At 29.9% G+C, this 21,234-nt stretch carries 20 protein-coding genes; 8 read left to right on the top strand and 12 right to left on the bottom strand.

From position 1 onward, the window contains the following. Nucleotides 1-4: 4 nt before the first annotated feature. Entirely contained in the window at nt 5-982 is a 978-nt protein-coding gene (locus tag A9G47_RS07745; protein WP_065642610.1) for a glycosyltransferase family 8 protein, read from the bottom strand. 153 nt (nt 983-1,135) lie between these two features. Here A9G47_RS07745 and A9G47_RS07750 point away from each other — a divergent pair, with 153 nt between their 5' ends. Both A9G47_RS07750 and A9G47_RS07755 read left to right on the top strand, forming a co-directional pair. Continuing rightward, nucleotides 1,136-2,089, top strand: coding sequence for a glycosyltransferase family 8 protein (locus A9G47_RS07750; protein WP_065642611.1), 954 nt, complete (start codon nt 1,136-1,138; stop codon nt 2,087-2,089). A gap of 29 nt (nt 2,090-2,118) precedes the next feature. Then, nucleotides 2,119-3,717 (top strand): phosphoethanolamine transferase, encoded by a 1,599-nt coding sequence (locus A9G47_RS07755; protein WP_065642612.1) that lies wholly within the window; start codon nt 2,119-2,121, stop codon nt 3,715-3,717. A gap of 53 nt (nt 3,718-3,770) precedes the next feature. Here the strand turns inward: A9G47_RS07755 and A9G47_RS07760 are convergent, their stop codons facing one another. Continuing rightward, complete coding sequence (locus tag A9G47_RS07760) at nt 3,771-4,739, bottom strand: glycosyltransferase family 8 protein (RefSeq protein ID WP_065642613.1); 969 nt, start codon at nt 4,737-4,739, stop codon at nt 3,771-3,773. Nucleotides 4,740-4,919: 180 nt separating this feature from the next. Between A9G47_RS07760 and A9G47_RS07765 the strand changes: the two genes are divergently transcribed. Both A9G47_RS07765 and A9G47_RS07770 read left to right on the top strand, forming a co-directional pair. Further along, on the top strand, nt 4,920-5,897 hold the full coding sequence (locus A9G47_RS07765) for a glycosyltransferase family 8 protein (protein ID WP_065642614.1): 978 nt from the start codon (nt 4,920-4,922) through the stop codon (nt 5,895-5,897). A gap of 17 nt (nt 5,898-5,914) precedes the next feature. After that, nucleotides 5,915-6,982 carry a glycosyltransferase family 2 protein gene (locus A9G47_RS07770; protein WP_065642615.1) on the top strand — a complete coding sequence of 356 codons (1,068 nt, stop codon included), beginning with the start codon at nt 5,915-5,917 and terminating at the stop codon, nt 6,980-6,982. Between the two features lie 33 nt (nt 6,983-7,015). Here A9G47_RS07770 and msbA (A9G47_RS07775) read toward each other — a convergent pair whose 3' ends face one another. From msbA (A9G47_RS07775) to A9G47_RS07820, 10 genes are all read right to left on the bottom strand, one after another. Further along, nucleotides 7,016-8,788: a lipid A export permease/ATP-binding protein MsbA gene (gene msbA / locus A9G47_RS07775; protein ID WP_065642616.1), complete on the bottom strand. Its 1,773-nt coding sequence runs from the start codon at nt 8,786-8,788 to the stop codon at nt 7,016-7,018. A 21-nt stretch (nt 8,789-8,809) separates the two neighbouring features. Then, complete coding sequence (msbA, locus tag A9G47_RS07780) at nt 8,810-10,546, bottom strand: lipid A export permease/ATP-binding protein MsbA (protein WP_065642617.1); 1,737 nt, start codon at nt 10,544-10,546, stop codon at nt 8,810-8,812. A 125-nt stretch (nt 10,547-10,671) separates the two neighbouring features. Beyond that, a complete protein-coding gene (locus tag A9G47_RS07785; RefSeq protein ID WP_065642618.1) occupies nt 10,672-11,739 on the bottom strand; it encodes a glycosyltransferase family 2 protein in 1,068 nt (355 codons plus the stop codon). Between the two features lie 222 nt (nt 11,740-11,961). Further along, nucleotides 11,962-14,136, bottom strand: a complete 2,175-nt coding sequence (locus tag A9G47_RS07790; protein WP_065642619.1) for a glycosyltransferase — start codon at nt 14,134-14,136, stop codon at nt 11,962-11,964. Between the two features lie 15 nt (nt 14,137-14,151). Beyond that, a complete protein-coding gene (locus A9G47_RS07795; RefSeq protein ID WP_065587779.1) occupies nt 14,152-14,961 on the bottom strand; it encodes a glycosyltransferase family 32 protein in 810 nt (269 codons plus the stop codon). A gap of 18 nt (nt 14,962-14,979) precedes the next feature. Then, a complete protein-coding gene (locus tag A9G47_RS07800; RefSeq protein WP_065642620.1) occupies nt 14,980-15,903 on the bottom strand; it encodes a glycosyltransferase family 2 protein in 924 nt (307 codons plus the stop codon). A 183-nt stretch (nt 15,904-16,086) separates the two neighbouring features. Further along, the gene (locus A9G47_RS07805; protein WP_218057448.1) at nt 16,087-17,343 is read right to left on the bottom strand and encodes a sigma 54-interacting transcriptional regulator; all 1,257 of its coding nucleotides are present in this window, start codon (nt 17,341-17,343) and stop codon (nt 16,087-16,089) included. Continuing rightward, complete coding sequence (gene nagZ, locus A9G47_RS07810; RefSeq protein WP_065642622.1) at nt 17,306-18,349, bottom strand: beta-N-acetylhexosaminidase; 1,044 nt, start codon at nt 18,347-18,349, stop codon at nt 17,306-17,308. The genes A9G47_RS07805 and nagZ overlap by 38 nt, the downstream gene beginning before the upstream one ends. After that, nucleotides 18,349-18,984, bottom strand: a complete 636-nt coding sequence (locus tag A9G47_RS07815) for a hypothetical protein (protein ID WP_065642623.1) — start codon at nt 18,982-18,984, stop codon at nt 18,349-18,351. Before A9G47_RS07815 ends, nagZ begins: the two co-directional genes overlap by 1 nt. Before the next feature lie 7 nt (nt 18,985-18,991). Further along, nucleotides 18,992-19,339 (bottom strand): HIT domain-containing protein, encoded by a 348-nt coding sequence (locus A9G47_RS07820; RefSeq protein ID WP_065642642.1) that lies wholly within the window; start codon nt 19,337-19,339, stop codon nt 18,992-18,994. A gap of 402 nt (nt 19,340-19,741) precedes the next feature. Between A9G47_RS07820 and rpsF the strand changes: the two genes are divergently transcribed. Genes rpsF through rplI form a run of 4 tightly spaced genes read left to right on the top strand, consistent with a single transcriptional unit; the run spans nt 19,742 to nt 21,124 of the window. Beyond that, the gene (gene rpsF, locus A9G47_RS07825; protein ID WP_065566923.1) at nt 19,742-20,125 is read left to right on the top strand and encodes a 30S ribosomal protein S6; all 384 of its coding nucleotides are present in this window, start codon (nt 19,742-19,744) and stop codon (nt 20,123-20,125) included. Further along, a complete protein-coding gene (priB, locus tag A9G47_RS07830) occupies nt 20,109-20,417 on the top strand; it encodes a primosomal replication protein N (RefSeq protein WP_065566922.1) in 309 nt (102 codons plus the stop codon). The genes rpsF and priB overlap by 17 nt, the downstream gene beginning before the upstream one ends. A gap of 4 nt (nt 20,418-20,421) precedes the next feature. Further along, on the top strand, nt 20,422-20,649 hold the full coding sequence (rpsR, locus tag A9G47_RS07835) for a 30S ribosomal protein S18 (RefSeq protein WP_025314965.1): 228 nt from the start codon (nt 20,422-20,424) through the stop codon (nt 20,647-20,649). A gap of 22 nt (nt 20,650-20,671) precedes the next feature. After that, the gene (rplI, locus tag A9G47_RS07840; protein WP_065642624.1) at nt 20,672-21,124 is read left to right on the top strand and encodes a 50S ribosomal protein L9; all 453 of its coding nucleotides are present in this window, start codon (nt 20,672-20,674) and stop codon (nt 21,122-21,124) included. Nucleotides 21,125-21,234: the final 110 nt, after the last annotated feature.

The following is a 21,234-nucleotide window of genomic DNA, read 5'->3' on the forward strand; positions in this document are numbered from 1 at the left end:
CCCCTTAACGTTTTTTGCAAGTTTTATGCTTCAAATAAATCAAATAATATTTGAATGCAGCAAAATATTTATGCTGACTAGCTAGTAATTTTGCATACCGTCTAGTGGTTGATGGTGCGTTTTCATTGGCTAACAATAATTTATCTTTTGCCCATGGAGATAATTCGATATAATGTCGATACAGTGGAGTGATATAAAGTTGGTACCACGGTTTATTACCTGTGACATAATGGATAATTGCGCTATCATTGCTAATAAGATTATCTTCTCCCCCTCCCACAGTAAGTGAAGTGAGTCGATTGAAACGCCTAGGTAAAAATACTGTTTTACCTTGCATTAAAATATTTAAAACATCTTGATCCGCAAACTTGTATACTTTACCACTGTTAATCATTGCAAAGGCTTTTTCAGTAAGATTATTTTGCACCCACATATCCGTATTAATATAAATCATTCCAGCATTAAAGTATTCACCATGAGAAATACCACAGGCAAGACATTGTTTTTCTTGCGTCTTATCAACATCAGGAACTACTGCTGAATATTTATTAGTTAAATCGGTATTAATTAATTCATTGAGATTATCGGTACATAACACATCACAATCTAAATATAAAACTCGAGAAGTAACTTTATTTAGCATTTGTGGGACAATAAATCGTAAACAAGTTGATGCTGAAACATGTAAAACTAATGTATCGGGGTTTATTGAAAAATTATCACTAATTTCATAACAAATTATACTAATATTTTCTTTACTTAATTGATTAAATATTATAATTTTCTCATTAGAAACATTATTAGCAAATAAATGGAACACAAGATTTTTATCAGGATTATTTAAGATTACTGAAGACATAGCAATACCTGCTGGCATTGCATAATTATCATCAAAGCAAAATGCTATATGTAAGGTATTTAATGATTCTATAGTATTATTAAATAATGTTCTAATTTTGCTAATAAAAAGATTTTCTGCCATTTTTTGCCAATTTTTCAACTATGTTAAAGGTTAAAGAACTATTCTATTGTAACATAAGTTAAATTAAACAATGAAGTAATAATCAATTTTATGTTGACATATTAATTTGGTAATGACTAAATAACGCGGTTGAGTTTTTAAAGAGTATTAGAAATGAATAACAGAATTAACATTGCATATTGTACTGATTCAAATTATATTGAGCATGTAGGTGTGTCGATTACCTCTATTATGCTTAATAATATGCATAATAATATTCATTTTCATATTTTTTTATACGATGTATCTCCCAAAGACCAACAAAAATTACAAAAAATTAGCCCATTAATTAATATCTATATTATTCCTTTTGAAGAGCTAGCTAAATATAAAGATCATAAGAGCAATAAAATAACTCATATTAACCGCTCAATGTATATCCGATTATCTGTGCCAAAACTATTATATGGCAAAATTGATAAATTTATTTACTTAGATGCAGATACCCTATGTTTTTCTGATTTATCGCCTATTTTAAATATCAATATAGATTCGGTTATTTGTGCTGTCACACCTGATTCGTTAGATAAAAAGAAGATGTTAAAAAACACAGAAAGGCTTGAACTTACTTCAGAAAGCTATTTTAACTCAGGTTTTTTATACATTAACACTGACAATTGGATTAATTTTGATACGGAGAATAAAGTAAACACAATATTACTATCTGCAAAAACAGAACGTTTAATTTACCCAGATCAAGATGTGCTAAATATAGTTCTACAAAATCAAGTCTCATATATAGATCCTAATTGGAATTACTTATTTACTTGGATGGATGATAAACAAAAGGAAACATTTTTTTATAATAAAAAATCTTTACCCTATATTATTCATTTTACTGGTCCTAGGAAAATGTGGTACACCGAAAATGAAGGTCTTGCACAAAATTTATATACATATTATAAGCATTTTACCCCTTGGGCAAATAGCCCACTAAAATCATATCAGAACAAAATGAGGCCAGTCGATTATAGAGTTTTTTCTGCACAATTTTTTAGGAAAGGTTCCATTTTAAAAGGGATAAAATTTTACATCACTTACTTAATTAAAAAATTACTATATAAATAGATTATGGAAATGATTAAAGGTTCTATCTAATGTTAAAAATAAAAAATTTAAGTATTCCAATTTTAACTAAACAAAACATTTTGGTTGTCGCGTACTTTGCAGTTATTTTGATCGCTTTTTATATTATAAATATTGGTAATTTAAACAATTTTAGTTATACGTTTCTAATCTATATGCTTTTTTTGGCATTTTTCCCAAAAACTAGATGGATAAAATTACCAATATTTGGAATATTCAATTTTATTTTAGCTATAGAATTATTTTTTACTATAAAATATGGTTACGTTTCAAAATCTCTTTTAAAAACAGCTTTAGAAAATGATACAAACCAAAGTTATATAATGATAAAAAATGAACTTGCCACAATCATATTACCTTCTTTATTCTTTTCATTAATTTATACTTATTTTATATATAATAATATTAAAATATCTTTTAAAAATAAAAAATTATATTGGTCTATAATTTTTACTTGTTGTTTTTTCTTGTTTAAGAATACTATATATTACTATTTATCGAACAAAAGGCATATTATTGAATTTCAAGTCGATCCGTTCTTTTCTTTAAACAAATCTATACGTATAAAATATCCGGTAGTGATTGGCAACTCAACCATACTATTAACCTATTATTTAGGATTTACAGAAAAGTATACTGAAACAATTGAGCATGAAAAATTTAATAGCTCAATAAGCAATCCTCATACTCCTATTACTTTTGATAAATATAAGAATATTATTTTTATTTTGGGTGAATCTGCATATCGTGATCGACACAGTATTTACGGATATAAAAAAAATACAACGCCAGAAATGCAAAAAATATTTTCCCAAACCAACGGTTGTATAATAGATAAAGTTCACTCACCAGCATCTATAACTAGAGATGCTATACCAATGTTATTTTCTTTTGCAAAACCCAATAACGAATTACCGTTATTAGAAGAAAAGAACATAATTGAAATGGCTAACCTTCAAAATTATAATTCTATATGGATATCAAAAAATCGTGAATCAGGTCCTCATAGTAGTAAATACTCCATAATAGCAAAACTAAGTAATATTTTTATTGAAGGTTTAAATGATGACCTAGCTCTACCAAAGCAATTAGTTGAAACTAACTTTCAAGATAATGAAAAGAACTTTATAGTTATCCATTTAGCTGGAAGCCACAAACCTTATAAACTTGGCTACGACGAGTTAGATATTTTAACCTTACCCAATGGCGATGAATATGATTTAACTATCCATCATACAGATAGAGTCATAAAACAAATTTATATGATTTTGAAAGAAAAATTGGATAATTTTATTCTAATTTATACCCCTGATCATGGAGAAATTGTTAATCTAGGACATGGCCTGTTAAGACAATCAAAAGAATTTAGCAACCAGTTTGAAATCCCTTTGATGATGTACTCGACTTATGACAATTACCCATGTCTAGAAATTGAAAACTATCGTAATCCTACTAAAATGATAAACACATCTAATCTTGTTTACTTATTAAGTAAATTACTCGGCTACTCCGTTAGCATAGATCAATCTTTTATTGAAAACGATTTAATATTATCAGTGGATGGGCAATCATATGAGTACCAAACTTTCATAAAACAATATCAGCACTGACATTGTTTTTACCTCTTTTTGGGAATAATACTAGATTTGGTGTGTCTAAAAAATCATGTCAATTTCTTAGACAAATAAAACGAGTAAAACTTCAAGGCAGTGATAATTTTTCCTTTTTTCAAGCAATATTTGGCGTAATGACGTAACCACGACTTTTTTAAAGATAAAGGTCGTTTTGTTGCTTTCCAAGGCGATAAATCAAAATATTTTTTGAACAATTTAGAATCAAACGTTTGATACCATGGTTTATATCCAGTCACATAATGCAATAATACTGTATAGGGCGCTATTAACTGTTCTTCTTTACAGGAAGTGGTTATATGAATTTTTGTATTATATTTAATCGGCAGAAGGCGAGTTTTATTTTCTAATAAAATATTTAAAACATCTTGATCGGCAAACCGATAAATATTTCCATCATTTATCATATTCATACACAAAGATGTCATATTGTTCATGTCCCATTGTTGAGTATTTATTAGCAAAACACCGGCATTAAAATATCTATCAAAGTTGATTTGATATAAATCTTTTATAGTATCCCTCATCACACTATCATCAGGTATTACGCCAGCGACATAATTTTCTAACGCTGAATTATATAGTTTACTAATTGATTTTAGGCATAAAATATCACTATCAAGATATAAAAACTTATCGGTTTGATCTTTTAAAACATCGGGAATAATAAACCTAACACATGACATAGCAGATAAATAACCTAAAACTAATGTTTCCGAATTAATCTGAAAATTGCTATTTAAATAATATATTTTTATCGTGCAAGCACTACTTACTAATTGCTTAAACTTTTTCAAATTATTCGGAGATATGTTATCCACAAATAGGTGAAAGCATAAACATGCATCTGGGTTATTATAAATAACAGAGGAAATTGTCACTCCAGCAGGCATTGCGTAGTTATCATCAAATGCCAATGCAATATGCATTATATCTGATCTTTGCTGATTTGATTTTGAAAGGTTTTGTACTTTACTAATATAAATTTGTTGATTAGACATTTGCTATTTTTTATTTAAATAATTCTCCTTATTCTAAATAAAACATATTTATGTGTAAATTTGTTTTTTAAATTTTTTAATAGGTTAAACACTATATCATCTACCAAAATTATTTGATCTATATTTTGACGATAATTGAATATATAATTGCATACACATTCTATAATTAAAATAATTTACATGTTGAACGTTAACAAATTTATTGATCAAATTTCCCCACTTATTAATAACAGCAACCCACAATACTCAACACTCAATATTGCTCTAGGTTTCGACGACAATTACGCAATGCCTGCCGGTGTTGCAATGTTATCAGTAATAAAAAACACGCCAAATTATAATCTTCATTTTCATTTATTTATTGATAATGTCTCTGATAAAAATATTGAAAAATTCAAAAAACTAAGCTGTAGTAATGTGTCGATTACGCTTTATTATTTGAATAATAATTTTATTATAAATCCTAAAACACTTGTTCTACATATAACTAATGTATCAACTTGTATTCGTTTTATCATGCCCAATTTTCTTTCCTCAATAACTGATAAATTAATTTACCTTGATAGTGATGTAATATGTTTACAATCATTAGCACAAATATTTGAGTACAATATTGAAGATTATATTGCTGGCGTAGTAAGCGATACAAAAGATATGCAACAAACAATAAGTAAAATGTATCATATTGATTCAAAAAGATATTTCAATGCAGGCGTTCTTTTGATAAACACAAAAAAATGGTGTGATGAAAATATTTCCGAAAAGGCGCTAGAATTGATCAATAATGGAAATATATATAAATTTGCGGATCAAGATGTTTTAAACATTTTGCTTGAAAATAAAACACGTTTGTTACCTATAAAATTTAATACTAAAATAAAAATTTCTACTGACGCTCATCAGGAAAAAAATATTAAACCTTATACAGTAATTTTACATTATATTTCACAAAATAAACCTTGGTTTAAAGTATACCTTTCTAAAATATTTGAATATTATTTTCAACTCTCTCCATGGAAAGACGACGAGTTACCATTAAGTGGTAATAGTTCTTCAATTAGAAACTATGCTAAATATCTAATGAAGCAAAGATCTTATTGCAAATCTATTTATTACTATGGCGTCTATTTAAAATATAAGTTATTTCTAAAAAAATAGCCATGGGAAAATACTATATGACAAATAAAATAACTGATATTTCTATAATTATCCCTTGTTATAATGTAGAGGACTACATTGCTGATTGCTTGAACTCTCTCATAAATCAAAGTTGTTTACCGAAAGAGATTATTTGTATTGATGATGGTTCAACCGATAACACGCTATTAATCCTTCAACAATATGCATCAAAATTGAGCTACATAAAGATTGTTCAACAATCTAACCTTGGTGTAAGCGTAGCTAGAAATAAAGGAATTGAGATAGCATCAGGCAATTATATTCTTTTTATTGATTCTGATGATATTATAAACATAAATCTATTTGATGAGTTTGCAACAATATTAAATATAGAGCCAAATTTAGATTTTTTTTATTTTGACTATACCTCTTTTCAAGACAGTAAGGCACATCTTAAATCAAGTCAATTCTCGCCTACCAAACCAAAGTTTTTTAAGTCAGGGTTAGATTTATTCAGTTATTTATTAGAAAAAAAGAATTATTCTGGTGTCGTATGGCGATATATATTTAATCAAAAATTATTTAAAGAAAAATTCATTGGAAAAAATCATGAGGATCATCTTGTTTCTCTCTCTATTATATCGAAAGCAAAAGCCACATATTATTTAAAAAATAAAGCTGCATATTTCCACCGTGTTCGATCTTCCTCATTATCAATGCAAAACATTGACTATTTATATACCAATACATTAAAAAATGTCTTAAATAAATGTATTACAAATATCATTGAATTGCCTTTATCAGAAATAGCTAAACGTAATTATATTTTAGTAATGAATGCAACCTATTTAGAATCAGTATTAAAGTCAAATAAATTACAATCAAAAAAAGAAAAAGAAAGTCTTATTCAAGAACTGGGGCTGCTAAAGCTACTAATACGAATTTACATCGACAATAAACCTAATATTTTTAGAAATATTCCTTATATTTTAAAATTTATAAAAAATTATCCTTGCCCAATGTCAACCAAACAAGCATTGCTAAAATGCGTAATAACTAAACAACATCCTTGTTTAAATATTAAAAGTAAATTCAAACAATATTCTTCATTAAATAAATTTTAAACTGTAATATAATCATTTAAATATGCAATATTTTCACTCATTAAAATTACTTTTATACAACTTAGCATAAATGCTATTTTTATTTAATAAATCTGAATGAGAGCCTTTTTCAATAATTTTTCCTTCATTCATAACTAATATTTCATCTGCATTTTCAATAGTTGACAACCGGTGAGCAATAACGATAGATGTTCGTCCTCTTTGTAGTTCTTCTAAGGCTTTTTGTATTGCTCGTTCTGACTCCGTATCTAGGGCTGATGTAGCTTCATCTAAAATAAGAATTGACGTATCTCGTAATAAAGCTCTTGCTATTGCAATACGTTGGCGTTGACCTCCAGATAATAATACTCCACTCTCTCCGACTATAGTATCAAAACCCTTTTCTAATCCTTTTATAAAATCATAGGCATAAGCTTTTTTAGCTGCTTCTTCTATTTGATCTTGAGAATATTCGCCAATTTTACCATATGCGATATTATTGGAGATAGTGTCATTAAATAAATGAACATGCTGAGACACTAATCCAATCTGGTTTCTTAAGCAATATAAAGTAAAATCTTGTATATTAATACCATCAATTAAAATTTCACCGTGTGAAGTATCATAAAAACGAGTTAATAGGCTAGCAATTGTTGTTTTTCCAGAACCCGATTGTCCCACTAAAGCAATGGTTTTACCAGCAGAAACAGAAAAGCTAATATTTTGCAAAGCAAGGTCGCTTCTAGTTTCATATCCAAATGATACATTATCAAAAATAATATCACCTTTAACTTTTGCTATATTTAAATGGCCTTTATCATTTTCTATTGGCTGCTCTAATAAGGCAAATAGTGTTTGGCAAGCGGCCATACCCCTTTGAAATCCAGCATTCACACTGGTTAGGCTTTTTATCGGTTGCATCAATGCGACTAATGAAGAAAAAACAACTGTAAATTCACCAGGAGTAATATTCAAATCAGGATTACTTGCAGTTAATAGTACAAATGCAATTGCAAAAGAAATAATAACCTGAACTACAGGAGTTGATAGCGCAGAAATAGAAACCAATCGCATACTATCACGGCGAAATTTATTACTCACTTTATCAAAGTTTTTTGACTCTTCTTCTTGAGCACCAAATATAATAATTTCTCTATGTCCTTTTAACATCTGTTCAACAGACATAGTAATGCCACCCATTGAATTTTGCATATTTTTAGCTAGTTTTCTAAACTTAACAGAAATCAAGGTAATTAAACCAATTACAATTGGTGTAATAATAATCAAAGATAGAGAGAGCTGCCAGCTATTACTAAACATAGTATAAAATAACCCGCAAATGAAAGCTGATTCACGCACTATCGTTATTAAAGCATCAGATGAAGAAGATGCAACTTGATCTGTATCATAGGTAATCCTCGATAATAGCCTTCCTGTCGAGTTTTGATCATAAAAACTAACTGGAGCATCAACAAAATGACCAAAAAGCCTTTGTCGAATTTTCATCACTATTTTGCCAGAGATTAATGATAGAAAAATAGAATAGCCATAATTAGCCACACCCCTTAATAAGACTAGCCCAAAAATGTAAAATGGTGCCATCAATAAAAATTCTTGATCATTCATAGAAAAACCTCGATCAAGTAATGGGCGTAATAATCCAATTAATGAAGTATCAGCAAAAGCACTAGCAATTAATAAAACAACAGACAAGAATAAAATAAACTTATGTTCTGCAATTAATGGCCATAATTTTAAGAAAGTTTTCCATGTTGAAGAATCCTTATCAATATCATTTATGTGTACAAGCTTACTTTGTTTAGTCATATTATTCATTATATATTAATTTTAAGTATTAAATTGCATTTTATGCATTTGAGCATAAGTTCCATTTAAATTGATTAATGACTGATGGTTTCCATCTTCAATAACTTTTCCATCGTCAATAACTAAAATTCGATCTGCTTTTTCAATAGTAGATAGACGATGAGCAATTATAATTGATGTTCGGTTTTTTTGTAGAACCTCTATTGCATCTTGAACAAGACGTTCCGATTCATTATCTAATGCTGACGTTGCTTCATCAAAAATCAATATTGGATTATCGCGTAATAAAACGCGAGCGATTGCAATGCGTTGTCGCTGACCTCCTGATAATAAAACGCCATTATCACCGACTTCAGTATCAATACCTTGCTCTAATCTATTAATAAATTCAATTGCATTAGCTAACTTAGCAGCTTTTATTATATCATCTCTGCTATAAAGCTCTTTTTCACCATAAGCAATATTTTCCGCAATTGTTCCATTAAATAAATGTACATTTTGAGAAACATAACCAATTTGTTTACGCAATGATCTCAATGTATATTCTTGAATATTTATGGAATCTAATAATATTTCACCTTGCGAAACATCATAAAAACGAGGAATTAAGCTTGCAATTGTAGATTTACCTGCACCAGAACGACCAACTAATGCGATTGTTTGACCGGCTTTTATCTTCAAAGAAATATTGTTTAAAGCAGGTATATTCCTTGTAGGGTAAGTATAAGTCACATTTTTAAACTCTATATCTCCTTTAGCCCTTTCTACAACAATAGAACCATGATCATTCTCTAGTGGAGAGTCCAAAAGATCGAATAATGATTCACATGCAATTGACCCTTTTTGAAGCTCTACATGCAAACTTGTTAGTTCTCTTAACGGCCGCATAACAGCAATCATTGCAGAAAAAACTACAGTAAAAGATCCAGGCGTAATATCTAAATTCTGGCTAGCAACTAAATAAAGTATGAATCCTAATCCTAAGGTGGCAACCAGCTGTATAATTGGTGTAGATAATCTGGAAACAACTTCTATTTTTAACATACCGCGCCTAACACAATCTGTAATATAGTTAAAATTACCTTTTTCATATTCTCTAGCATTAAAAATCAATACTTCTTTGTGCCCCTTTAACATTTCATCACTGGCGGTGGTAATTTGTCCCATCCCTTGTTGCATTGATGCAATTGTTTCCCTGAACTTTTTTGCAATAAATTGTGCAATAAAAATGATCATTGGAACCAAAATAATAAGAACTGAGGCTAATTTCCAACTTCCATATAACATAACTATACATAATCCTATCGCATACGCTATCTCACGAATGAGTATAATTAATGCGTCAGATGAAGCTTTTGATAGCATCTGAGTATTAAAAGTAACAACAGAAACAAGATCACCAACAGATTGCTTATCATGAAAACTTATAGGACTTTTGAGTAAATGGTTAAAGATCATTTGCCTAAATTTAGTCACTACCTTTCCTGATAACCAAGCAAGACAATAAGTTGAAGCGTAATTAGATAAGCCTCTTAATAAAATTAAGCCAACAATTGCAATTGCAATTGCAATTAAAAGTGGATAATCCTTGTCCATTAATCCGTGATCAAGCAACGGTTTAGTTAGCGAAATTAAAGTTGCATCTACAACCGCATTGAGTAAAAGCCCTATTACTGCAATAATTAATGCTTTTTTAAATGGGTTAATGAATGGCCAAAGCTTCTTTAATGTCGTAATTGAATTTAATTTTTGAGACATAATAAAATACTTAAACAGTAAAGTTATAAGGGATTATACTACAAATAGAAGTTTACCCGTTAATTTTATTGTAAATTTAATAAGACAAATATTAAAATCAAAGAAAAATTAATGGCAGTTTTTCATTAATTTTTTTTTATTTTTATTTTAATGCCTAAAAAACAAATAATATAATGTCTATTTGCATCCCAAATGCCCAATAACCGCTGTTTCCTTGTTAAAAAAAATCGATTAACTTCCCCAATTTTGTGATAGTGTTTCTTGGATAATGAAATTAAATAATAATCATTAGGAAAATAGCATGTAAGGTTAAATAAATTAACAATCTCTGTTGATTTATTTAAAGCTAATATGCGCTCTTTTTGAGGAAGACATCGTAAAGCTTCATAAATTTTTTGCTGAAATAGATCGACTAATACTGGCTTAAATTTTTCGTGCAACTTCCATTTAAATACAAAACGAAGTAAAAACTCAAAGCACAATAATGGATCTAATTCGTGAAAGGTTTTATGATAAGTTTTACCTTTTTTGTTACATTGGCTCATGATAGATCCGGCTCTTATCAGATAATTGTAAAATTTGTCGTTTATAAAAAATGCGGAATTACTCACCAGTGCATAAGACCAAAAAAATGGTCCATCCTCGTACCAAAGCCCCTCAGGAAATTTAATATCATACTTTTTTAGTATTGAAAGTTTGTAAATTTTATTCCATGCGCAGACATCCATATTTGCTACAACATCATTAGATAAATTAACTAAACCTGTATATTTATGTTCAAAATATCGTTCGTCCTGAATTCGAGCAATATTATCCTCAAAAACAAGTCGTGTAGAGAAATAAACAAGATCTACTTTATAAAATCTAAAATATGATAATGAGCGTTCATAAGCATCCAATTCAATGAAATCATCAGAATCAACAAAGGTAATATATTTTCCTCTAGCATATTTAATGCCAACGTTTCGAGCAGAAGATAACCCTCCATTTTTTTTATTAATAATCTTAATTCTATCATCTAATTCTTTATATTTTTTTAAGATACTAAGTGAATCATCAGTTGATCCATCATTAACGCAAATAATCTCAATATTTTTAATTGATTGATTAATAATACTATCTAAGCACTTTTTTATATACATTTGTGTATTATACACAGGGATCACAACTGAAAGAATTGGTAGGCTATTCATTTTTTAAAATCTTTTTAGTAAAAATAGTTATAGTATAAATTCAACATTGAATTGCTAATAACCTATGAAATAACCAAGCCAGCTTTACGGCTAAACTTACATCAACATAAACTAAAAACAACAACAACAGATAAAATGCAACTAAATTTAATTAAATATCTACTTTATCTATTTTTTATATAGAAAAAATATTTATAATAAATTGTTAGCTATCATCGAGATTCAATGATAAATATTTTTTATTTTAAGAAGATAATCAATCACTTCTTCAACTTCACAAATCGTTTTAGTTTCAGGATTAACATAATTACAATAAAGAATATAAGAAATATAAAATAATTCCTCTATAGAAAGTTTCCTCTGTCTACGGGGAAGTGAAATTTTATCAACTGTTAATCCCCAACCAGCATAAAAGGGAATACCATATACATGTACACTCTTACCACACATTAAAGCTTCAAAACCTAACATATCATTATGCACATAAACCTCATCCATTTGGTTTAATAAATCAAATGGATTCATACAATTATGTTCAAGGTATTTTATAGTTAGATTATCTTCTAAATTTGCCAGTATACTTTTATATCGTTTTAATTGTTTCTCGCAACATTTGCTTGACAACTTAATGACTATATTGGAATTAGGGTTGTTACAAATGGCTTCACTTAGCATATCTTCAAAAGAATAATTTACCTTGCAGTGTTCCTTATAAATTTCATGCTCAGACTGAACAACAAGTATATTTTTCTTATCTTTTTCTTTAAAAAAGCTGAACTGGTTTTCAAAATTATTGAATTTAGATATTTTCTCTTTGACAATTTTATTAATAATATTTTTAGATCTCGTTAGTTGACTTTCACTGATACTTTCTGTGTTTAATAGTTCTTCAAGATCAGTTGCGACATTGCCATCATTAAAATAACCTTTACTGTCTACCACAAATGATAAGGGAGAACAAAATGCTGGCATTGCTGAACTATAAGGAGGTAAAATATTACTAATAAAACCAGTAAATATATAATAAAATAATTTATCTTTTTCCATAGCAATTTTCATAATTTCCGAAACATTTTGGTTTTCAAACGAAAACACTGCATTAGATTTATCAAAATTGTCTGTTAAATTAACCGCAATAGATAAATTTTCAAAATAATATTTAAACTCATTTAAATTCATTTGATTAAAAAAGGTTAATTCATTTTTATTAGATAAAAATGTTTCTTTCTTCTGTTTTGAAAAACTTGAAACAACCATTTGATGTAGTTTTGATAATTCACTATATAAATTATTAAGCTTATCATTTATTTCTTTTGAAGAAACCTTTTCTATTTTGTTTTTAGATTTCTTTTTTCTAATTTTTATACCTAACAAGCATAACGTGGTATAACTTGACGAATGGTATAAACCGAATAAACTCTGCTTCTTTGTGATATATTCAATATATTTAATCTTATAATATTTTTTTCTAGATAGCGCTTTAAAAAAGCGATTTCGTGGAAATAAAGAGATGAAAGAGAATTTATTTATAATATTTGTAGTTTTCTCAAGTACTTTTTCAATATTTTTATGCGATGAATGAGCTATTTCATCCCAAAAAACTCTTTCAAAATGCTTTTCCAATGTTAATGCTACTTTATAAAATAAATCCCATTTAAAAATAAAAGTTAACAATTCTTCAAAACACAATAATCGGTCTAATTCATGATTTAATTCATTAACTTTAGATTTAGAAAGTTTCAAAGTTAAGTTCATAATTGAATTTTTACGGCTTAAATAATTATGGAGCTTTTCAGGCATAAAATAAGCGAAATCAGACACTAATGCGTATGACCAAAAAAAAGGGTTATCTTCATATAATTTACCTACTGGAAATCTTATATGATAATATTTGATAATTGAAAGTTTATATATTTTATTCCATGCACAAACATCCAAAAATTGGGCAACATAACTTGTTAATTTAACTATACCACAAAATTTATGCTGAAAATAATCTTCATTGTAACGTTCACAATCGCTATCTTCCATTACCAGATTAGTTGAAAAGTGCACAAGATCGACTCCGTCATTAGCAAATCGAGATAAGGCCAACTCATATGCGTTATGTTCAACATAGTCATCAGAATCTAAAAAAGTGACAAACTGTCCTTTAGCATTATCAATGCCCATATTTCTTGCTGATGATAATCCACCATTAGCTTTATTAAAAATCTTTATGCGAGGATCTTTATCAGCATATTCATTCAAAATGATATGCGAATTATCTTTTGAACCATCATTAATACAAAGAATTTCAATATCTCTTAAAGTTTGGTTAACAAGGCTATCCAAACATTTTTTCAAATATTTTTCTGTATTATAGACAGGCACTATGATAGTTAATTTAGGTTGCAAAATTAATTTTCCTATTTAAACAATAATGAATGCATATTTTTTTTTCTTAATTGAAAATGAAAATAATATTTTATTTGGTATTATTTCCTGATTCAATTTAACAAATGTTACCTTATTGTTAACTCTAAATTTTACTTTAAATGGTCGTTTCACCTTAGTTTGAATATTTGTATTTTTAACATCATCATCTTTCCAAGACGCATTAAACTGATGAACACAATAATTTAAATATCCTTCTATTTCTTCACAAAAGTAGTAAGATGGAAAAATAATTTCTTTAGGTGAAATGTTCAAAGAGTCAAATTTATTAAAAGGTTCGGAAACTAAGTTTTTATTTTTTAAAATAGTTGTTATTCGCTCAACATTGGTTGTAACATCTGGCTCACCGTTTCTAATAAACCTATCATGTTTATAGGTATCTAAAATCTCTTTAATAAACTCATTTCCTTTAGATGCCCCTAATGTTGCGGTTGAAATAGGATGAATTATTTCTTTCCAATTTTCATAACAAGAAAAAAAATCCAAATCTAAGAAAGAGTCAAAAGAATCAAAAGATTGAGATAAAATAATATCTGTATCTAAATATATTCCCCCTTCTGTCCATAAAGCATATATTCTAAAATAGTCAGATACAAATGCAAACTTTCTCATTTGATATGCTTCTTTGACGTACTGGTTATTGTTTGCTAAATGAAGATGATTGTCATTCCATTCTACAAATTTATAATTGGGAAGTTTTATTTTCCAATTTTGTATATTATCCAAAATTTTCTTTGGTTTAGGGTTATCGCCAAACCAACAATAATGAATTATTTTAGGGATCATAATAATTAGGAAACCTCATTATTTTTTAAAATAACTAAACAAGAAAATACTTAAAGAAAAACAGTATATTTTGTTCGTGTAATACTTTGGTAAATCAGAATGTTGTAATAAATTCAACAAGTTTTCTTTAGTAATTTCCCCTCCCCATTGTAGATGTCTTCTTATCATAAAAAAAATAGCGTTATACTTGTTTATATTAATTTTATTTTGAAACATATATTGCAATATTGAATAAATTACTATTGCTCTATCAATATTATTTCTCTTCTGTATTTCTGGATCTGGATTATTACATTGCGAATTTAGGTTAGTCTTATTATATATATAATATGTTTTTTGAGTATAAACTAATTTTTGAGAATTAATTAAATATAGTGAATTAAAATAAAAGTCTTCAGCAAAGCCAAAATAATTATCTGACTCAATAAATTTAAGATGAAGTGCTTTAATTTTATTTAAATTATACAATTTGGCATAAGGGGCAGGAAAAGAATCAATACTTAACAAATGGCTAATTTTTTTTCTTGTGTTTAATAATTGGCTTTCTTGTTGGAAAAAAAAACTCTTAACTAATCCTTCATTTTGTTGATGGTAAATATCACAAAACACGCAATCCACATCATCTGTATACACTTTAACCATTTCTTCAAAATAATTACTTGGTATAATATCATCAGAATCAATAAATGTAAGTAATTTACCAGTTGCTTTATTAATACCCAGATTTCTTGCTTTATGAGATCCACCATTTATTTGATAAAAATACTTTACTCTTGGATCAAACTTGAACTGCTCACATATAGCTCTCGTAGAATCAGAACTTCCATCATCAACTATAATTAATTCATAGTCAGAAAAAGATTGGGAAAGTATGCTATTTATACAGGAACTAGCATACTCTTCGGAATTATACATAGGCAAAACAACTGAAAGTAATGTCATATTTAATCTCAATTATTGATAAAAAATTTATTAGTCTATTTCAGCTATATCAAAGAACTAAAAAACAAAAAATATGTCCTTTAATTTACTCATTCTAGCTCATTTTATGGGCGATAATAAGTTTGAATCAATATACTTAAAAATATAAATATTTACAACTCAATTTTTTTACAGCATAAGAAATCACCGCCCTATCCCATAATCCCTCAACTTATTAGCAATAGCCGTATGCGACACGCCGAGCCGTTTAGCGAGTTTTCGGGAGCTTGGGTATTGGTCATAAAGTTTTAATAAGATTTCTTTTTCAAACTGCTTGGTTATTTCATCCAGAGTTTTATTTTCGATATTGTTGACCCATGATACTTGTGATTTAGGTGTTGGCAATACGATATTTTTAACCGTTAATATTGGGGTAGTTAATTGGGCTAATGCAGAGTATAGAATATTTTTAAGTTGTCTTACATTGCCTGGCCATGAATAGTGAACAAAGTAGTCAATAAGGTCATTATCGATCGCAGGTGGTATGAACCCTTGTTTATTGGCAAATTCATTAACAAAGATATGCGTAAGTGGCAAAATATCATCTTTACGTTCTTGCAATGAGGGTAAATTGAGCGACAGTACATTAAGTCGGTAGTAGAGATCTTTTCTAAATTTACCTTGTTCGACTAAATCAGCTAAATCGACTTTTGTTGCACAAATAATTCTTACATCGACATAGACTTCATTATCGTCACCTACTCGCCGAAAATAACCATCATTAATAAAACGTAATAATTTGGTTTGCATTTGAAAAGACATTTCATCAATGCCATCAAGCAATACTGAACCACCATTAGCTTGCTCAAAAAAACCTTTTTTACTTTCAATCGCCCCTGGGTAAGCGCCTGCTGCGTGCCCGTATAATTCACTTTCTACTACCTCATCAGGCATAGCTGCACAATTTAATGCTAGAAAGGTTTGATCGCCGCGAGGGCTATATTGGTGACAAGCATTAGCTAGTAAGTCTTTACCAGTACCTGTTTCGCCTGATATTAATAAAGGTTCACTTTGCATAGAAAAAGCTTTAGCTTGTGCAATAAGTTTTTGCATAACTAAACTTTGAGTGGCAAAGATATCGAAAGCATGGTGCCCGACGACTTTGATTTTCGACAATCGTTTTTTTAAGTAAGCAATTGGTTGCACAACAAAGACTGTTTTAGATGGATCAACCATTTTTTGCAATAAAAAGTGCTGAGAATTTAAAACGATGATTGCATCACCTTGTTCATTTATATTTATTGTATTATCAAAATTAAATGTTTTTTGATAATCAAAAGGTTGATTTAATACTAAAACGTTATGAGGAAATAATGCTTTAGCCGTATCATTATACGCAACTAGAAGTTGGTTATTATCAATTTCAATCATTGCTGCTTGCATATTCTTCCCACTTTTCACTAAGTTTTTTTAAATTATCACGTCGATGTTGCCACTGAGAGTTGTTTTTTAATTCAGCATAAGTGATTTTTGTATTAGTTAATAGATGTTTCGCTTTATTTGATATTAATGGATAAATCTTATTTAGCTCTGCTAATCTTTCTAAAATGGCAATAGTGCCTTGTCGATTATTACAAGCTAGCAGTAGATCACAGCCTGCCGCTAATGCTGCTTGGGCTCGCTCGGCATAGCCTCCCATTATTGCTGCACCTTTCATCGATAAATCATCGGAAAAAATCACCCCCTCAAAACGTAATTGCTCACGCAGCACTGTTTTAAGCCAATAAGGTGAACCACTAGCGGGCAGATCATTAAAAGCAGGATAGATAACATGAGCAGGCATAATGGCATCGAGTTTTTTATCAGCGATCAATTTGGCAAAAATTTGCATATCGTGTTCAATGAGTGATTTTTCACGATGATCAATAGGTGTTTCTTTATGCGAGTCAGCAAGCACATGACCATGCCCAGGAAAATGTTTACCGGTTGTTTTCATTCCTGCAGCATGCATACCATCAATCATAGCAGCAGCAACTTGATAGGCGATATTGATATCTTGATGAAATGAACGAGTGCCGATAGCAAGACAATGATGACCTAAGTCTAAAACGGGCGCATAGCTAAGATCGATATCAAAAGCAATAAGTTCCATTGCAAGTACCCAACCCGCATCAAAAGCTAACGATTTAGCTTGCTCAAGCTCATTAAGAGCCGCAAAAGATTGCGCAGGTGGAATAGCAGTAAAACCATCACGAAAACGTTGAACGCGCCCACCTTCATGATCAACCGAGATTAATAAACGCTGTGTAGAAACTGCCCGAATCTGTTTTATCAATTCTCTTAATTGAGTTTGATCCTGATAATTGCGACTAAATAAAATCACCCCACCAACCAACGGGTTTTGTAATAATGCCTTATCTTCTTCGGTTAATGATTTACCTTCAACATCAATCAGCAATGGTCCCATTATTTGTTATCCTCAATAACTTGATTTGATCCCTCGTTAGTATTGGGTTGTTTAGAAAAATCTTTAGAGGTAGATCTAGCTAGAATTTCTCCACTTTGTGTTGAAATTAATTCCATTGCAAGATCTGCTCCATGGCTTTCATCAGGCACTTTATAGATAGTGGTGAAAAGAACATAGTTGGCATTTATTGACTTAGCCAACCCAATCATCTTACCTCGAGAAACTAACTTATCATCAGCTGAAATACCCAGCGTTTGTTTAGCTTGATTTATGACCTGTTTATTAACCACTGTGAACGTGTTTTGTTTATGCATTAATTGGTGTAAAGCTTCATCAATTTGATTGCTTGCAAGATAATCACCGCTACGATTTTGAATATCGCTAATTAAAATAAGCTTATTATCAGAACTTGCAAGTGATGTATTAGCCAACTTATTGATAAAAGGCGATAAAATTAAATGCCAATCCGTTTTTTTAACAATTTGAGGAGGCATTTCAATGACCGCCGTATCGCTAGACTGCGTTTCATCTACTGGCGGTTTCACTTCCACTTTTGGGGTATTGCTAATAAGATGACAGCCAGTTAACGCAAAAATTAATGCACTAGTAACAAATATACCTTTGAACTGTTTCATATAATGATTAACCTATTAATCGCCCTAAATTTTTACCGCCCAATAAATGCATATGAATATGAAAGACCTCTTGCCCTGCATCTTTGTTGCAATTCATGATTAAGCGATATCCGCTTTCATCAATACCTTCTTGCTTTGCAATTTTAGCGGCAGCGGTCACCATATGCCCTAATATCACTTCATCTTGTTCAGTAACATCATTAATAGTTGGAATAAGTTTGTTGGGAATAATTAAAATATGCTTCGGCGCTTGAGGAGAAATATCACGAAATGCCGTCACTTTATCATCTTGAAAAACAATATCAGCAGGGATTTCTTTTCGAATAATTTTACTAAAAATAGTTTCCTTCAAAATAATTTCTTGAGCCATCAAATTCTCCTTACTATGCATATACCTACAATTAACATTTTACATACTCAAGCATAACATATTTTAACAATAAAAATGTATAGAAATCGTTACATTTTAAAATGCATTTTACACCCTAAAAACCGCTCAGAAAAACTATTGATTTTATTTAAGTTTTCATTGTGAGTTATATTTTAATATCTCCTATAATTTGAAATACTCAAATGCAGAAGGACTTGCTTATAACAATCAAAGTAAGTATTAAAACCACTTGGCATATTCATTTGTCAAATATAATAAGTTGATATATAATGCCACGTCGATTTCAACCGCCTATTTTCATGTTCCTTGCTTTCAATGGGTTGCGGTTGCCCCGACAGAAAGCTGATTAATCCGTAGGGAGCGATAATGCGTCATTACGAAATAGTATTTATGGTTCACCCAGATCAGAGTGAACAAGTACCTGGTATGATTGAACGTTATACTGGTACATTAACCACTGATGGTGGTAAAATCCATCGTTTAGAAGATTGGGGTCGTCGTCAATTAGCCTATCCTATCGAAAAACTGCACAAAGCACATTATGTGTTAATGAATGTTGAAGCAACTCAAGAAGCTGTTAATGAACTTGAAGATAACTTCCGCTTCAATGATGCAGTGATTCGCAGTTTAATTATGCGCACCAAACACGCTGTAACTGAAACTTCACCTATGTTAAAAGCTAAAGAAGAACGTCGTAGTTCTGAAGAAGATTTTAACGAAGTAAACATGGACGATGATTCCGACGAATAATCGTTTAGTGTTATCGGGTATTGTAAAAAAAACACCGATAAGAAAAGTCAGTCCAAGTGGGATTTCGCACTGCCAATTTTATTTAGAACATGTTTCTAAACAAATCGAAGCAGAACTCACAAGGCAAGCATGGTGCATAATGCCCGTAATTGCTAGTGGACAACAAGAGTTAAGTTACATAAAAAAAGGCAGCAAAATTTTAGTCAGTGGATTTATAAGTACCCACACTAAACGTAACCAAACAAGCCAACTTGTATTACATGCTGACCAGATTAAACTATTAGGAGAATAGCCAAATGGCACGTTATTTCCGTCGTCGCAAATTCTGCCGTTTTACTGCAGAAGGCGTTAAAGAAATTGATTATAAAGATGTTTCTTTATTAAAAAGCTATATCACAGAAAGTGGTAAAATTGTACCAAGCCGTATCACTGGTACTAGCGCAAAATATCAACGTCAATTAGCTCGCGCAATCAAACGCGCTCGTTACTTGGCATTATTACCATATACTGACAACCATCAGTAATTAGCAACAGAGGGAACATATAATGCAAATTATTCTACTCGATAAAGTTGCTAATTTAGGCAGCTTAGGTGATCAAGTTAATGTAAAAGCGGGTTATGCTCGTAACTATTTGATTCCACAAGGTAAAGCAGTAGTAGCGACTAAAAAGAATATTGAATTCTTTGAAGCTCGTCGTGCTGAATTAGAAGCAAAACTTGCTGAGACATTAAAAGCCGCTGAAGCGCGCGTTGCTGAAATTAATGCTCTAGGTAAAGTAACTATCGCTTCTAAAGCTGGTGATGAAGGCAAACTATTTGGTTCAATTGGTACTCGTGATATCGCTGATGCAGTTAAAGCTCGCGGTATTCAAGTATCGAAAAGCGAAGTTCGCTTACCAAATGGTGTATTACGTACAACAGGTGAATACGAAGTATTTTTCCAAGTACATAGTGAAGCTTTTGCTAAACTGATTGTTGAAGTTATTTCTGAACAATAATAACTCAACTTAAATAAAAAAACCCGTTTAATCTAAACGGGTTTTTTTATTATCTATTTTTCAGTGGCAGTGGCAATGATAAAAATAAAATTGAATATTTATTATATACA

The sequence above is a fragment of the Gilliamella sp. WF3-4 genome, assembly GCF_001690275.1.
GTDB lineage: Bacteria > Pseudomonadota > Gammaproteobacteria > Enterobacterales > Orbaceae > Gilliamella > Gilliamella apicola_C.

Excerpts from the sequence above, each read along its gene's own strand:
- A9G47_RS07745 (WP_065642610.1), bottom strand. The coding sequence starts at position 982 with ATGGCAGAAAATCTTTTTATTAGCAAAATTAGAACATTATTTAATAAT.
- A9G47_RS07750 (WP_065642611.1), top strand. The coding sequence starts at position 1,136 with ATGAATAACAGAATTAACATTGCATATTGTACTGATTCAAATTATATT.
- A9G47_RS07755 (WP_065642612.1), top strand. The coding sequence starts at position 2,119 with ATGTTAAAAATAAAAAATTTAAGTATTCCAATTTTAACTAAACAAAAC.
- A9G47_RS07760 (WP_065642613.1), bottom strand. The coding sequence starts at position 4,739 with ATGTCTAATCAACAAATTTATATTAGTAAAGTACAAAACCTTTCAAAA.
- A9G47_RS07765 (WP_065642614.1), top strand. The coding sequence starts at position 4,920 with ATGTTGAACGTTAACAAATTTATTGATCAAATTTCCCCACTTATTAAT.
- A9G47_RS07770 (WP_065642615.1), top strand. The coding sequence starts at position 5,915 with ATGACAAATAAAATAACTGATATTTCTATAATTATCCCTTGTTATAAT.
- msbA (WP_065642616.1), bottom strand. The coding sequence starts at position 8,788 with ATGACTAAACAAAGTAAGCTTGTACACATAAATGATATTGATAAGGAT.
- msbA (WP_065642617.1), bottom strand. The coding sequence starts at position 10,546 with ATGTCTCAAAAATTAAATTCAATTACGACATTAAAGAAGCTTTGGCCA.
- A9G47_RS07785 (WP_065642618.1), bottom strand. The coding sequence starts at position 11,739 with ATGAATAGCCTACCAATTCTTTCAGTTGTGATCCCTGTGTATAATACA.
- A9G47_RS07795 (WP_065587779.1), bottom strand. The coding sequence starts at position 14,961 with ATGATCCCTAAAATAATTCATTATTGTTGGTTTGGCGATAACCCTAAA.
- A9G47_RS07800 (WP_065642620.1), bottom strand. The coding sequence starts at position 15,903 with ATGACATTACTTTCAGTTGTTTTGCCTATGTATAATTCCGAAGAGTAT.
- nagZ (WP_065642622.1), bottom strand. The coding sequence starts at position 18,349 with ATGGGACCATTGCTGATTGATGTTGAAGGTAAATCATTAACCGAAGAA.
- A9G47_RS07815 (WP_065642623.1), bottom strand. The coding sequence starts at position 18,984 with ATGAAACAGTTCAAAGGTATATTTGTTACTAGTGCATTAATTTTTGCG.
- rpsF (WP_065566923.1), top strand. The coding sequence starts at position 19,742 with ATGCGTCATTACGAAATAGTATTTATGGTTCACCCAGATCAGAGTGAA.
- priB (WP_065566922.1), top strand. The coding sequence starts at position 20,109 with ATGATTCCGACGAATAATCGTTTAGTGTTATCGGGTATTGTAAAAAAA.
- rpsR (WP_025314965.1), top strand. The coding sequence starts at position 20,422 with ATGGCACGTTATTTCCGTCGTCGCAAATTCTGCCGTTTTACTGCAGAA.
- rplI (WP_065642624.1), top strand. The coding sequence starts at position 20,672 with ATGCAAATTATTCTACTCGATAAAGTTGCTAATTTAGGCAGCTTAGGT.